Origin of the sequence: Blastomonas sp. (genome assembly GCF_046294995.1) — a bacterium.
Taxonomy (GTDB): Bacteria; Pseudomonadota; Alphaproteobacteria; order Sphingomonadales; family Sphingomonadaceae; genus Blastomonas.
This window is the reverse complement of record NZ_JBKBOG010000018.1, coordinates 1-13,141: the sequence shown is the minus strand read 5'-3', so window position 1 is coordinate 13,141 and position 13,141 is coordinate 1. Positions and strand designations below refer to the sequence as shown.

At 63.8% G+C, this 13,141-nt stretch carries 12 protein-coding genes and 1 pseudogene; 7 read left to right on the top strand and 6 right to left on the bottom strand.

Annotated features, from left to right (window positions below; genetic code table 11):
- Positions 1-10: 10 nt before the first annotated feature.
- Entirely contained in the window at positions 11-1,294 is a 1,284-nt protein-coding gene (locus tag ACK4R0_RS15070) for a citrate synthase (protein ID WP_409675748.1), read from the top strand.
- A gap of 230 nt (positions 1,295-1,524) precedes the next feature.
- On the opposite strand, the gene dnaN is transcribed toward ACK4R0_RS15070, so the two are convergent.
- Positions 1,525-2,643 carry a DNA polymerase III subunit beta gene (gene dnaN, locus ACK4R0_RS15065; RefSeq protein ID WP_409675745.1) on the bottom strand — a complete coding sequence of 373 codons (1,119 nt, stop codon included), beginning with the start codon at positions 2,641-2,643 and terminating at the stop codon, positions 1,525-1,527.
- 189 nt (positions 2,644-2,832) lie between these two features.
- On the opposite strand from dnaN, the gene ACK4R0_RS15060 reads away from it, so the two are divergent.
- Positions 2,833-3,492 carry a histidine phosphatase family protein gene (locus tag ACK4R0_RS15060; RefSeq protein WP_409675741.1) on the top strand — a complete coding sequence of 220 codons (660 nt, stop codon included), beginning with the start codon at positions 2,833-2,835 and terminating at the stop codon, positions 3,490-3,492.
- Positions 3,489-3,986: a hypothetical protein gene (locus tag ACK4R0_RS15055; RefSeq protein ID WP_409675738.1), complete on the top strand. Its 498-nt coding sequence runs from the start codon at positions 3,489-3,491 to the stop codon at positions 3,984-3,986. Before ACK4R0_RS15060 ends, ACK4R0_RS15055 begins: the two co-directional genes overlap by 4 nt.
- 13 nt (positions 3,987-3,999) lie before the next feature.
- Here the strand turns inward: ACK4R0_RS15055 and ACK4R0_RS15050 are convergent, their stop codons facing one another.
- The gene (locus ACK4R0_RS15050) at positions 4,000-4,410 is read right to left on the bottom strand and encodes a low affinity iron permease family protein (RefSeq protein ID WP_409675735.1); all 411 of its coding nucleotides are present in this window, start codon (positions 4,408-4,410) and stop codon (positions 4,000-4,002) included.
- Between the two features lie 79 nt (positions 4,411-4,489).
- Between ACK4R0_RS15050 and rlmN the strand changes: the two genes are divergently transcribed.
- On the top strand, positions 4,490-5,779 hold the full coding sequence (gene rlmN / locus ACK4R0_RS15045) for a 23S rRNA (adenine(2503)-C(2))-methyltransferase RlmN (protein ID WP_409675732.1): 1,290 nt from the start codon (positions 4,490-4,492) through the stop codon (positions 5,777-5,779).
- Positions 5,780-5,941: 162 nt separating this feature from the next.
- Here rlmN and ACK4R0_RS15040 read toward each other — a convergent pair whose 3' ends face one another.
- The 3 genes from ACK4R0_RS15040 to ACK4R0_RS15030 all read right to left on the bottom strand — a co-directional run bounded on the left by ACK4R0_RS15040 (position 5,942) and on the right by ACK4R0_RS15030 (position 10,658).
- Positions 5,942-7,714 carry a cation:proton antiporter gene (locus tag ACK4R0_RS15040; RefSeq protein WP_409675729.1) on the bottom strand — a complete coding sequence of 591 codons (1,773 nt, stop codon included), beginning with the start codon at positions 7,712-7,714 and terminating at the stop codon, positions 5,942-5,944.
- An 81-nt stretch (positions 7,715-7,795) separates the two neighbouring features.
- Positions 7,796-9,430: a GNAT family N-acetyltransferase gene (locus ACK4R0_RS15035; protein ID WP_409675726.1), complete on the bottom strand. Its 1,635-nt coding sequence runs from the start codon at positions 9,428-9,430 to the stop codon at positions 7,796-7,798.
- Between the two features lie 7 nt (positions 9,431-9,437).
- The gene (locus ACK4R0_RS15030; protein ID WP_409675723.1) at positions 9,438-10,658 is read right to left on the bottom strand and encodes an NADP-dependent isocitrate dehydrogenase; all 1,221 of its coding nucleotides are present in this window, start codon (positions 10,656-10,658) and stop codon (positions 9,438-9,440) included.
- 198 nt (positions 10,659-10,856) lie between these two features.
- Between ACK4R0_RS15030 and ACK4R0_RS15025 the strand changes: the two genes are divergently transcribed.
- The gene (locus tag ACK4R0_RS15025; RefSeq protein ID WP_409675720.1) at positions 10,857-11,591 is read left to right on the top strand and encodes a phosphatidylserine decarboxylase; all 735 of its coding nucleotides are present in this window, start codon (positions 10,857-10,859) and stop codon (positions 11,589-11,591) included.
- 151 nt (positions 11,592-11,742) lie between these two features.
- Positions 11,743-12,462: a CDP-alcohol phosphatidyltransferase family protein gene (locus ACK4R0_RS15020; protein WP_409675908.1), complete on the top strand. Its 720-nt coding sequence runs from the start codon at positions 11,743-11,745 to the stop codon at positions 12,460-12,462.
- Here ACK4R0_RS15020 and ACK4R0_RS15015 read toward each other — a convergent pair.
- The gene (locus tag ACK4R0_RS15015) at positions 12,431-12,712 is read right to left on the bottom strand and encodes a hypothetical protein (RefSeq protein ID WP_409675717.1); all 282 of its coding nucleotides are present in this window, start codon (positions 12,710-12,712) and stop codon (positions 12,431-12,433) included. The two genes, ACK4R0_RS15020 and ACK4R0_RS15015, sit on opposite strands and share 32 nt — an antisense overlap.
- A 350-nt stretch (positions 12,713-13,062) precedes the next feature.
- Here ACK4R0_RS15015 and ACK4R0_RS15010 point away from each other — a divergent pair.
- Positions 13,063-13,141: pseudogene (locus ACK4R0_RS15010) on the top strand (30S ribosomal protein S2); the annotation flags it as partial.

The window sequence follows — 13,141 nt, the reverse complement described above, 5'->3', positions numbered from 1 at the left end:
AGAACGAACCGTGTCAGACAGCGCAACACTGAAGATTGGCGACAAGGACAGCAGCTATGCTGTCCGCTCGGGCACGATCGGGCCCGACGTGATCGATATCCGCAAGCTCTATGCTGAAACGGGCTGCTTCACCTACGACCCCGGCTTCACCTCGACCGCCAGCTGCGACAGCGCGCTGACCTATATCGATGGCGACGAAGGCGTGCTGCTTCACCGCGGTTATCCGATCGGCGAGCTGGCCGAAGATTCGAGCTTCATGGAAGTCTCGTACCTGATGCTCAACGGCGAACTGCCCAGCAAGGACGAACTCGACACCTTTACCTACACCATCTCACGCCACACCATGCTGCACGAGCAGCTGATGCAGTTCTATCGCGGTTTCCGTCGCGACGCGCACCCGATGGCGATCATGTGCGGTGTCGTCGGCGCGCTGTCGGCATTCTATCATGATTCGACCGACATCGCCGATCCCGAGCATCGCCGGATTTCGAGCCACCGGTTGATCGCCAAGATGCCGACCATCGCGGCTGCGGCTTACAAATATTCGGTTGGCCAGCCCTTCGTCTATCCCGACAACTCGCTGTCCTACACCGGCAACTTCCTGCGGATGACCTTCGGCGTTCCGGCCGAACCTTATGAGGTGAACCCGATCGTCGAGCGCGCGCTCGACCGCATCTTCATCCTGCACGCCGACCACGAACAGAACGCATCGACCTCGACCGTGCGTCTGGCAGGGTCTTCGGGCGCCAATCCGTTCGCGTGCATCGCAGCGGGCATTGCCTGCCTGTGGGGCCCGGCGCATGGCGGCGCCAACGAAGCCGCGCTCAACATGCTGCGCGAAATCGGCACGCCCGACAAGATCCCCGAATATATCGCCCGCGCCAAAGACAAGAACGATCCGTTCCGCCTGATGGGCTTCGGCCATCGCGTGTACAAGAACTACGATCCGCGCGCGACGGTCATGCAGAAAACCGTCCGCGAAGTCTTCGATTCGCTCAAGGTTAGCGATCCGGTGTTCGAGGTCGCGCTGCAGCTTGAGGAAATGGCGCTCAACGATCCCTATTTCATCGAGAAGAAGCTGTTCCCCAACGTCGATTTCTACTCGGGCGTCATCCTCTCGGCGATCGGCTTCCCGACCACGATGTTCACCGCACTGTTCGCTCTCGCGCGCACCGTCGGCTGGGTCGCGCAGTGGAACGAGATGATCTCCGATCCCGGCCAGAAGATCGGCCGCCCGCGCCAGCTCTATACCGGCCCGGCGCAGCGTCCCTATGTTGCGGTCGACAAGCGCTGAGTTTCGGCACTAAGCCGGCACGAGACCGAAACGCAAAACGCCCTCCCGGTCCGACCGGGAGGGCGTTTTGCTATGCGTGGTGGGAAAGGACGAAAGATAAACCTAGGCAACATCCATTACCGTCACCCCCGCGAACGCGGGGGTCCCGCTTCTCCGCGAGGGTCGGGAAAATAGCGGGATTCCCGCCTTCGCGGGAATGACGAGCTAAGCTGGAACTCGCTGCTAGCCGATCAAACGCGCATCGGCATCAGGACGTACAAAGCGCTGGCCTTGTCGTTCTCGCGGATCAGCGTCGGTGCGCTGGAGTCGGCGAGGTGCAGCTCGATGACATCGCCGTCGAGCTCACCCAGAATGTCGAGCAGATAGCGGGCGTTGAAGCCGATCTCGAAGCCGTCGCTCGAATATTCGCCCTCGACCTCTTCGGCCGCCGTACCGTTCTCGGGGCTGGTCACCGAAAGCGTGATCTTGTCCTTCTCCAGCGCCATCTTGACCGCGCGGGTCTTTTCGGTGGCGATGGTGGCGACGCGGTCGACGCCCTGCGCGAACGCCTTGGGATCGATCCGGAGCAACTTGTCGTTGGCGGTGGGGATGACGCGGCTGTAATCGGGGAAGGTCCCGTCGATCAGCTTCGACGTCAGGATCGCGGTGCCCAGAGTGAAGCGGATCTTGCTGGCAGACAGGTCGATCTGGACCTTGCCATCGCCGCGCTCGTCGAGCAGCTTGCGCAGCTCGCCGATGCATTTGCGCGGCACGATCACGTCGGGCATGCCCTCGGCGCCATCGGGCCGGTCGAGCGTGACTCGCGCCAGCCGGTGACCATCGGTCGCCGCAGCCTTGAGCACCGGACGGTCGTCATCGGCAACGTGCAGGAAGATGCCGTTGAGATAATAGCGCGTCTCTTCGGTCGAGATCGCAAAGCGCGTCTTGTCGATGATCTGGATGAGTTCGGCCGCTGCCAGCTCGAAGCTGGTCGGGAGCTCGCCCTCGGCGATCACCGGGAAGTCGTCGCGCGGCAGGGTGGGAAGCGTGAAGCGGCTGCGTCCGGCGCGAACCAGCATCTTGCCGTCGGCGGCATCGAGCATCACCTGGCTGCCATCGGGCAGCTTGCGGGCGATTTCGAACAGGGTGTGCGCCGAGACCGTGATCGACCCGGCGGTTTCCACCGAATAGGCGCTCATCGTTTCGACGATCTGCAGGTCGAGGTCGGTCGCCATGAAGCGCAGCGCGCCATCGGCCGATGCTTCGATCAGCACGTTCGACAGAATGGGGATCGTGTTGCGCCGTTCCACCACCGACTGAACATGGCTGAGGCTCTTGAGGAGCGTCGCGCGTTCGATTGTCGCTTTCATGAAAATCCCCCGAGGCCGGACGGCCTCAAATCCAAAAGACATGCCCTGCCAAACTGGCAGAATCCGGACCCACTTCATTAACAATATTGGCTTTGCCCGCAAGCCGATAGCCGCGCAAATCGGTTTAAACTGTGGAAAATGAGCCACCGGGCTTGCACGCAGCGCCGGTATTGCCGAAACGGTGCCGATATGACGCAAAATTCCCGGTTTTCCTGTCTCCCGGTCGCTGGCCGCCTGTTCATCGCACGGCACGGCGAAACCGTGTTCAACGCCGCCAAGAGGCTGCAGGGAGACCATCTCCATACCCCGCTGACCCGCGCCGGTTTTGCCCAGGCCGATGCGATGGGCGCGGCGCTGGCAGAGCTGCTCGGCACCCGCCCTGCCCTTTCGCTCTGGGCATCGGACACCGGGCGCGCGTTGCAGACGCTGGCGGTGATCACCGAGCACCTCGGGCTCGACTGGCACGATGCGGTGCATGATCCGCGGTTGGTCGAGATCGGCATGGGCAGTTGGGGTGGCCGCTATTATGCCGATGTCATCGCCGAGGTCGGCCCGGTGATCGAGGCGCCCGAGATGCTGCTCAAGCCCGCGCCCGATGGCGAGACCTATGCCGCGATCGCAACACGGGTCACCGACTGGCTGCAGGCGCACGCCTGCGACGGCGATGACAAGCTTGTGATCATGCACGGCATTTCCAGCCGGGTGCTGCGCGGCGTATTGCTCGGCCTGCCGCCGCACCCGGTGTTCGGCGCACCGGTCGCCCCGGGGCTGCCGCAGGGCTCGGTGGTGATGATCGCCGATGGCCGCGAAGACATCGTGGTGACCGGCACCGGCGGAGGCCATGCGTGAAACGCGGCTGGGTGGCACTGGCAATACTGATTGCGCTGCTTGCCCCCCTGCCCCTCCATGCCCGCGACAGCCTGGGCGTGTTCGATGGCTGGGGCGCGTTTCGCGATCCTGAGGTGCCGCGCTGCTATGCCATCGCGCAGCCCGACACGGTGCGCGGCAAGCGGCAGTATCGCCCCTTTGCCAGCATCGGCTATTGGCCAAAGCGTGGCGTGCGCGGACAGTTTCACCTGCGGCTCAGCCGGGCGGTGGCCAGCGACAGCAAGGTCACGCTGGTCATCGGCGTACGCCGCTTCACGCTGACCGGTGGCGGCGGAGACGCCTGGGCCGCTGACAGGGCGATGGACGCGGGCATCATCGCCGCGATGCGCTCCGCCCGCGAAATGGCCGCCAGCGCCGATGGTGCAGATGGCAGGGTGGTTCGCGATGTCTATCTGCTGAAGGGTGCGGCCACTGCGCTTGATGCCGCCGCACTGGGCTGTGCCCAGCGCCGCTGATCGTTGCCTGGCGTCAGAGCCGCGCAAGGAACCGATCGACGCTCTCATGGCGCTCCAGCCGTGCCTCTTCCAGCGCTTCACCCTCGCTCTCGAGCGCCGCCCGGATGCGCTCGATCTGGACATCGGTGAGGTGCTCGATCCCGATAAAAGCGTTGCGTGCCTCCTGCTGGGTCCGGATCAGTTCGTCGAGCTTTGCCTGCATCGCGGCAGCATCGCGGTTCTGGCTGTTCTGGATGACGAACACCATGAGGAAGGTGATGATGGTGGTGCCGGTGTTGATCACCAGCTGCCAGGTATCGGAATAGCCGAACAGCGGTCCGGTCACACCCCAAACGAGGATGATGACGATCGCCGCGACGAAGGCGAAGGGCCTTCCCACGGTCTGCGATACCTTGGTCGCTATCAGGGTGAAGAACCGGTCCATGGAAACTCCTGCACGCTGGCGGGCAACGCCGTAGTGCGCGGAGGTAGCATTTGGCGGCCCGATTGACTATGTGGCGCGCATGACAACCCAGACTTCCGCCGAGACCTCCCCCGTGCCTGCGCCCGAGGCTTCCATGGACATGGCCATCCCCGGCCATATCGATCCCGTCCCTGTGCCGCGCCCGATCACGCCGCGCGCCGATGGCCGTGCCGACCTGATGGGTCTGATGCGCGAGGATATCGCCGCCTTGCTCGAGACCGCCGGGCTCGACCGCAAACAGGCAAAGTTGCGCTCGAAGCAGCTGTTCCACTGGATCTACCACCGCGGCGTCACCGATTTCGACAGCATGACCGACATCGCCAAGCAGATGCGGCCGTGGCTCGAAGAGCGCTTCGTGATCGGTCGCCCGCAGGTGGTCGAGGCGCAGGTCTCGAGCGACGGCACCCGCAAATGGCTGCTGCGCACCGACGACGCGCAGGAATACGAGATGGTGTTCATCCCCGATGCCGACCGGGGCACGTTGTGCATCTCGAGCCAGGTCGGCTGCACGCTCAATTGCCGTTTCTGCTACACCGGCACGATGCGGCTGGTGCGCAACCTGACCCCGGGCGAGATCGTCGGCCAGGTCATGCTGGCGCGCGATGCGCTCGGCGAATGGCCCAAGGGTGCGATGGACCAGCTCGACGACGATGAGGACGCCGCGTCCTACACCGCCGATGGCCGGCTGCTGACCAACATCGTGCTGATGGGCATGGGCGAGCCGCTCTACAATTTCGACAACGTCCGCGATGCGATGAAGGTCGTGATGCACGGCGATGGCCTGGCGCTCTCCAAGCGGCGGATCACGCTGTCGACCAGCGGCGTGGTGCCCTTGATGGCGCGCTGCGGCGAGGAGATCGGGGTGAACCTTGCGGTTTCGCTGCACGCGGTGACCAAGGAGGTGCGCGACGAGATCGTGCCGATCAACCGCAAATTCGGGCTGGAAGAACTGCTCCAGGCCTGCGCCGACTATCCCGGCGCGAGCAACGCGCGGCGCATCACCTTCGAATATGTAATGCTCAAGGACAAGAACGACACCGACGACGACGCGCGCGAACTCGTCCGGCTGATCAAGGGCTATGGCCTGGCCGCCAAGGTCAACCTGATCCCGTTCAACCCCTGGCCCGGCGCGATCTACGAATGCTCGGACCCCGAACGGATCAAACGCTTTTCCGATATCGTCTTCGAAGGCGGCATCAGCGCCCCGGTACGCACCCCGCGCGGCCGCGACATCATGGCCGCATGCGGGCAGCTCAAGTCGGCATCCGAGAAGAAGAGCCGCGCCGAGCTCGACCGGCTGGCGGAAGAAAAGCAGGCGGCATTGGGCTAAGCCCCCTCTCCCCTACCGCTTGCGGGAGGGGTGGCCGCAGGCCGGGGTGGGCCTGGCAAATATCGTTCTCCGGCGAAAGCCGGAGTCCAGGGGCAAGATACCACTTACGTCGCTCTGGATTCCGGCTTTCGCCGGAAAACGGTGATTGCCTCACCCGGGTTCTCAGCCCGCCGCGACCTCGCCTGACCTCAGCGCTGGCTTCTCGCTCAGTTCGCCCTCTTCCATGATCCGGCGGCGCATTTCGTCGCGTTTGCCGTGGATCGAAGCGATGACGTGTCCCATCGCGATGCCCAGATCGACCAGCAGCGCCTCGGACAATTGCAGCGAGCTCTCCAGCGCCTCGGGCACCGCCAGCGTCGCTCCGGCGCGGTAGAGTTCGGCGGCGTGTTCGGTATCACGGGCGCGGGCGATGATCGTCAGGTCGGGAACCCAGCCGTGGACGCGGCGCACGATCTGTACCGCAAGCACCGGATCATCCATCGTCAGGATCAGCGCGCGGGCATGGCCCAGCCGCATCCGGTCGAGCAGTTCGGGCCGTGCGACATCCCCAAACACGATCGGCACGCCGGCGCGGCGCGCCTCCATCACCACATCGACATTCGATTCCACTGCGACGAATGGCTGCTCGTGCGCCTTGAGCATGTCGGCGATGATCTCACCTACCCGGCCATAGCCGAAGATCACGGTGCGATCGTTGGCGATATCCGACTGGTCGATCGGCGCAGCATCGCTGGCGCGCATCTCGATGTGCCGCGCCATGGTATGGCCCAGTTTGGCGAGCAACGGCGTGATCGTCAGCCCGATGGCGGTGACGATCTGCCAGAACTGCGCGGTCGATGCCTGGATCAGTTGCGCCTGCACAGCCGCGGCCAGCACGATCAGCGTGGTTTCCGAAGGGCTCGCCATCAGCACGCCTGCTTCCGCCGCAGTCCCGCGCCGCGCACCCGCGACCCGCAACAGCAGGCCGATCACCACCGCCTTGACGAGGAGAACGCCGACGACCGCGATCGCCAGCTCCTGCCAATAGGCCGCGATCACCCTGAGATCGATCGACATGCCCACGGTGATCAGGAACACGCCCAGTGCCAGCCCCTTGAACGGCTCGATCAGGATCTCGACCTCGCCGCGATATTCGGTCTCGGCGATGATCAGCCCGGCGAGCAGCGCGCCAACGATCGGCGACAGGCCGACCGATGCGGTCGCCAGGCTCGCGGTGATCACGACCAGCAGGCTGGCGGCGAGGAACAGCTCGGGGCTCTTGGTGCGGGCGGCCTGCGCGAACATCCGCGGCAGCACCAGACGCCCGAGCACCAGCATCCCGACCACGGTCGCCACGCCCAGCAGCAGCGTCATGCCCAGGCTGCCCGCTTCGGTCGCCCCCGCCATCGGCGCGAGCGCGCCAAGCAGGAAGATGATCGGCACGATCGCGACATCCTCGAACAGCAGCATGGCGAGCGCGGCGCGGCCGACCGGCGAGGTCGTTCCTGACATCGGCAACACCAGCGCGGTGGACGACAGCGCCAGCGCCAGGCCAAGGCCGACCGCCCCGCTCCAGTTCTGCCCGGCCAGGTTGAGCGCCGCGCCGATGATCAATGCGGACAGCAGCAGCTCTGCCGCACCGACCCCGAAGACCAGCTTGCGCAGCCCCCACAGGCGCTTGAACGACAGCTCCAGACCGATGGTGAACAGCAGCAGGATGATGCCGAATTCGGCATAAGGCTCGATCGAGTCAGCGTCGGTGATGGTGATGTGGTACAGCCACGGGTATTCATCGACCAGCGACCCGAGCCCCGATGGGCCAACCAGAATGCCGATCAGCAGAAAACCGATGATCGGCGTGATCCGGAAGCGCGCGAACGCAGGGATGACAATCCCCGCTGCGCCCAGAATGACCAGGGCGTCGCTGAAAACCGGATTATCGAGCGGATTGTGCATGGATCAGGTAATGACCGATGGCATCGCGCATGTCAGCCTTTAATCGCGCCCAGGCAACGCTTTATCCTCCGCCCCCGCGCTTTATCCGCCGCCGCCGCCCTGCGGCCCGGCAGGCGCGGTCTGGCGGGCACGGTCGCGCTTGGCGGCCGCGCTGCCGCGACCCACGCTGCGATCCCACTCGATATGATAGAGGTCGTAGCGCCGATCACCCAGGTTGCGCACGGTGCCTTCGCTGCGCGCCCAGCTGAGATCATCGAGGTTCACATCGCTGATCGTCAACGTCTCGACATTCTCGCTGGCTTCGGCCGCGATGCCATCGCGCGCGAACGGCAGGTCGCACGGCGTCAGGATACAGCTTTGCGAATACTGGATGTCCATGTTCTCGACATCGGGCAGATTGCCGACATTGCCCGACATCACGACATAGCACTGGTTCTCGATCGCGCGCGCCTGGCAGCAATAACGCACCCGCATATACGCCTCGCGGCTGTCGGTGCAGAACGGCACGAAGATGATCCGCGCGCCCTCATCGGCCAGACGGCGGGCGAGTTCGGGAAACTCGCTGTCATAGCAAATGAGCACGCCGATCGGACCGCAATCGGTCTGGATCGCATCGATGCTGTCGCCGCCCTTGATCTTCCACCAGTAACGCTCGTTGGGCGTAGGATGGATCTTTTCCTGCGCGTGGATCGATCCATCGCGCAGCGCGACCAAAGCGATGTTCTGGATGTCGCCATCGTCGGCGCGCGTTGGGTGCGATCCGCCGATGATGTTGATGTTGTATTCCATCGCCATCCGGGTCAGCTCTTCGCGGATGCGCGGGGTGAACTCGCTGAGCGCCTCGATCGCCTCCTGCGGCCCCATCTTCTTCTTGGCGAAGGACAGCAGCGACATCGTGAACATCTCGGGAAACAGCACGAAATCGGCTTTGTAATCCGCAGCCACGTCAACGAAATATTCGACGTTGCGCACGAACTCCTCGAAGTTCGCGACCGCGCGCGCCTGGAACTGGACGGTGGCAAGGCGAACGCTCTCGACCCCGCGGGGCACGCGATGGGTCGGCGGCTCGTCCGGGTTCACATAAGGATTGCGCCACACCATCTGCACAGCATGGCCGCGCGACTGCTTGTCCTCGGGCAGATAGCGCATGAGGATGCCAACCGGCGCGAAGCCGTTGGCGATCTGGAAACCGATCACCGGATCGCGCAGTTTGCCGTCGATGACCTTGGCGAGATAATCTTCCGGACCATCGACCTTCTTGGCGCGCTTGGCCTTGTCGTAGCCCGGGATACGACCGGCAAACACGATGCCATTGAGATCGAGCAATTCGGCAAGCGCGCGCCGCGCCTCATACAGCCGCTTGCCGATGCGCACGCCGCGCTGCGCCGGATCGACGCACATCTCGTAGCCATAGAGCCACTCGCCGGTGGGAACATGGCGGGTACCAAAGCCGTTGCCGCTGATCTCTTCCCAGTCGTGCGGCGCGAACGCCATCGCCTCGGTGACCCGCGACGAGGCGCAATAGCCGACGATCTCGCCGTCCAGAATGGCGACGAACTGGCCCTGGGGGAAATTGTTGATCTGCCCGCGCAGCTCACCGAACTTGTACGGCGGCAGGCTGGGATAGGCGCGCTCGACGAGCTGCGATATTCCGGGAATATCGCCTCGCCGGGCCTGCCTGACCTCCAGCCGTGCCTTGCTGCTGCGCTGCGCCATCAAATGCTCACGCCCAGCTGCCCATTTCCTGCTCGAGGTTCTGACGGATCGCCTCGAAGAACTGTTCGGTGGTCATCCACGCCTGATCGGGGCCGATCAGGATCGCCAGATCCTTGGTCATCGCGCCGCTTTCCACGGTTTCGATGCAGACCCGCTCGAGCGTTTCGGCAAAGCGGATCACGTCTGGCGTGCCGTCGAAGCGGCCACGATAGATCAGGCCGCGGGTCCATGCGAAGATCGATGCGATCGGGTTGGTCGAGGTCGCCTTGCCCTGCTGGTGCATGCGGTAGTGACGCGTGACCGTGCCGTGCGCGGCTTCGGCCTCGACGGTCTTGCCATCGGGGGTCATCAGCACCGAGGTCATCAGCCCCAGCGAGCCGAAGCCCTGCGCGACGGTGTCCGACTGGACGTCGCCGTCATAGTTCTTGCACGCCCAGACGAACTTGCCCGACCATTTCAGCGCCGATGCGACCATGTCGTCGATCAGGCGATGCTGATAGGTGATGCCGGCTGCATCGAACTTGTCCTTGAATTCGGCCTGGAAGACCTCTTCGAAGATGTCCTTGAAGCGGCCGTCATAGGCCTTGAGGATGGTGTTCTTGGTCGACAGGTACGTCGGCCATCCGCGATCCAGACCATAGTTCATCGATGCGCGGGCGAAGTCGGCGATGGAATCGTCGAGGTTGTACATCGCCATCGCAACGCCCGACGACGGGAACTGGAACACTTCCTCGTCGATCTTGGTGCCGTCCTCGCCTTCGAACACCAGGCGCAGCTTGCCCGGGCCAGGTACGCGGAAATCGGTGGCCTTGTACTGGTCGCCGAATGCGTGACGGCCGACCACGATCGGGTCGGTCCAGCCGGGGACCAGGCGCGGAATGTTCGAGATCACGATCGGCTCGCGGAACACGACGCCGCCCAGAATGTTGCGGATGGTGCCGTTGGGCGACTTCCACATTTTCTTGAGGTTGAACTCCTCGACACGCTGTTCGTCGGGGGTGATCGTCGCGCACTTGACGCCGACGCCATGCTCGCGGATCGCGTTCGACGCATCGACGGTGATCTTGTCGTTGGTCTCGTCGCGCTTTTCGACCGAAAGATCGTAATATTTCAGGTCGATGTCGAGATAGGGCAGGATCAGACGCTCGCGGATCCACTCCCAGATGATGCGGGTCATTTCGTCGCCGTCGATTTCGACGACGGGCTTGGCTACTTTTATCTTGGCCATGCTGGATTTGCGCCTTCTTGCTAGGGAGGAATCGTTGGAATGCGTCGCTCTTAGCAAAGTCCGCCCATGTTTCAACCGTGTGCAGGGCTCCGCGGCCACAGCGGCTGGCGTGGCCTCATGCTGCATTGCAGCAACTTTCACGGTGGCGCGCGGGCTTTGGACGTTGTCACAGGTGGCCGCAGCCCCTAAGAGGTCGGCATGTCGCAAGAATTACTGGATAACCGGGGCAAAGGCCTGGCGAGCTGGAGCATGCCGCCTGTACACCCCGAAGGTCGCAAGTTTGCCGTCATCGCCGGCGCCGTCACTCTGATCTTCGCATTGCTGGCGTGGGAAACGCTCGCCTGGCCGATGGGCGGGGTAACGCTCTGGATCCTCGCCTTCTTTCGTGATCCGGCGCGGGTCACGCCGCTGGACGAAAGGTTGGTGGTGGCACCTGCCGATGGCATGGTCACGCTGATCCAGCTGACTGCGCCGCCGGTCGAGCTGGCCGGGCCCGATGGCCTGGGATCAGAACCCTTGTACCGCGTCTCGATTTTCATGAGCGTGTTCGACGTACACATCAACCGTGCCCCGATCGGCGGCACCATCCGCCGGATCGTGTACATTTCGGGCAAGTTCCTCAATGCCGACCTCGACAAGGCGAGCGAAGAGAACGAGCGCCAGCACATCATGGTGGAACGCAGCGATGGCGCACGGATCGGCTTCACCCAGATTGCCGGCCTCGTCGCACGTCGGATCGTTCCGTTCGTCAAGGAAGGCGATTTCGTTGCTGTCGGCCAGCGGGTCGGCCTGATCCGCTTCGGCAGCCGCGTCGATGTCTATCTGCCGCACGGCACCGCGCCTGCGGTGGTCAAGGGCCAGCGGATCATAGCCGGCGAGACCATCCTGGCAGTGCTCGGCGAGGCGCCGGTCCGCGAAGGTGTTTCGCATTGATGGGCCCGGCGACCTCCTCCAGCCCTGTCCGCCAGCGGAGTTGCAAGCCATGACCGATCCCGATCCGCTCGAGCGCCGGGGACGGCGCGGCCCGATCCGTTATCTTGCAGGGCGACGGCTGCGGCTGCGCGAGGGGCTGACGTTGCGGGCGATGGTGCCCAATGCGATCACCGCCACGGCGTTGTGCTGCGGCCTCACCGGAATACGGTTCGCGCTCGAGGGACAATGGCCACTGGCCGCCGGTGCCATCGTGCTGGCAGGCGTGCTCGATGGTATCGACGGCCGCGTCGCGCGCATGCTCAAGGCACAAAGCCGTTTTGGCGCGGAACTGGATTCGCTCGCCGATTCGATCGCGTTCGGCGTTTCGCCTGCGCTCGTCCTGTTTCTGTGGTCGCTCAATGAACTGCCGCGCTTTGGCTGGCTGATCGCTCTGTCGCTTGCGGTGTGCTGCGCATTGCGGCTTGCCCGGTTCAACGCCCAGATCGACCTTGAAGATCAGCCGCACAAGTCGGCCGGTTACATGACCGGGGTACCGGCACCGGCGGGCGCTGGCCTCGCGATGCTGCCGCTGTATCTGTGGATGGAAACCGGCATTGAAGCGCTGCGGCACTATACCGTCGTCGGCCCCTGGATCCTGCTTATCGCGTTCCTGATGATTTCCAACGTCGCGACCTTCAGCTGGTCGTCGCTACGCCTGCGCAAGAACATCAGGCTCGAGGCGTTGGCCTTGTTCGCGCTGACGGCAGCATCGTTGCTGACGATGCCATGGCTGACATTGAGCGCGATCTGCGTGATCTATCTTATGCTGATACCGTTCGGCATCCGCTCGTACGGCAAGGTCAAGCGGCAGCGCGCCAGCCAACAGGGCTGACAAAGCTCGTCCGCACCGCGCGTACCGACATCGACACCACGTTGCGCGGCGCATAAACCGGCGCGGGGGCAGCCGTGTACGTCGCGACCGGACGCATCCGCCCGGTGGCAATCTGCCCGTTCTCCATGTTGCGATACTGCGCGAACAGCGCGTCGAGCGTGTCTACCGATCCCGCGAAGGCCCGGCTGATCGTCAAGACGGCGAACGCCGCGGCGCAGGTGAAAAACAGAGCGGTGATGACGGCAACCATGGCAACTCTTCCTCGGCACTATCCGCTTGGGGTCGCCCCGGCGGCGGAACAATCTGAATAACGTTGTGGATAACTTCAGGTTCCCTCGGGGCCGTCCAGCCCCGCCCTCCCCCGCTTTGTAGCCCCTTTGTTCCACTTGTGTTCTGCATCGTCAAGCGAAAAAAGCGGTGCCGGAACGCACAAAACACTGGATTTCGTTTTGCTGACCGCTTAAGGGCGCGCTCGTCTGCGGCGCACTGCCCCAGGCAATCCACATGGAAGACATACATACCGGTGCCTTCGCAGCTCTTTGAGAGCCTGCTTTCCAAGGTTCCCGTCTTCCAGAGGCACAACCGGAAAGGAATTAGCTTATGGCGGCACCTGTCGTCTCGATGCAGCAATTGATCGAAGCTGGCGCGCACTTTGGCCACCAGACCCACCGTTGGAACC

What these genes read in the sequence shown, in the direction of transcription:
- ACK4R0_RS15025 (WP_409675720.1), top strand. Translation starts at nt 10,857, where the DNA reads ATGTCGCAAGAATTACTGGATAACCGGGGCAAAGGCCTGGCGAGCTGG.
- ACK4R0_RS15030 (WP_409675723.1), bottom strand. Translation starts at nt 10,658, where the DNA reads ATGGCCAAGATAAAAGTAGCCAAGCCCGTCGTCGAAATCGACGGCGAC.
- ACK4R0_RS15060 (WP_409675741.1), top strand. Translation starts at nt 2,833, where the DNA reads ATGACGCAAAATTCCCGGTTTTCCTGTCTCCCGGTCGCTGGCCGCCTG.
- ACK4R0_RS15015 (WP_409675717.1), bottom strand. Translation starts at nt 12,712, where the DNA reads ATGGTTGCCGTCATCACCGCTCTGTTTTTCACCTGCGCCGCGGCGTTC.
- ACK4R0_RS15050 (WP_409675735.1), bottom strand. Translation starts at nt 4,410, where the DNA reads ATGGACCGGTTCTTCACCCTGATAGCGACCAAGGTATCGCAGACCGTG.
- ACK4R0_RS15035 (WP_409675726.1), bottom strand. Translation starts at nt 9,430, where the DNA reads ATGGCGCAGCGCAGCAGCAAGGCACGGCTGGAGGTCAGGCAGGCCCGG.
- ACK4R0_RS15020 (WP_409675908.1), top strand. Translation starts at nt 11,743, where the DNA reads ATGGTGCCCAATGCGATCACCGCCACGGCGTTGTGCTGCGGCCTCACC.
- rlmN (WP_409675732.1), top strand. Translation starts at nt 4,490, where the DNA reads ATGACAACCCAGACTTCCGCCGAGACCTCCCCCGTGCCTGCGCCCGAG.
- dnaN (WP_409675745.1), bottom strand. Translation starts at nt 2,643, where the DNA reads ATGAAAGCGACAATCGAACGCGCGACGCTCCTCAAGAGCCTCAGCCAT.
- ACK4R0_RS15040 (WP_409675729.1), bottom strand. Translation starts at nt 7,714, where the DNA reads ATGCACAATCCGCTCGATAATCCGGTTTTCAGCGACGCCCTGGTCATT.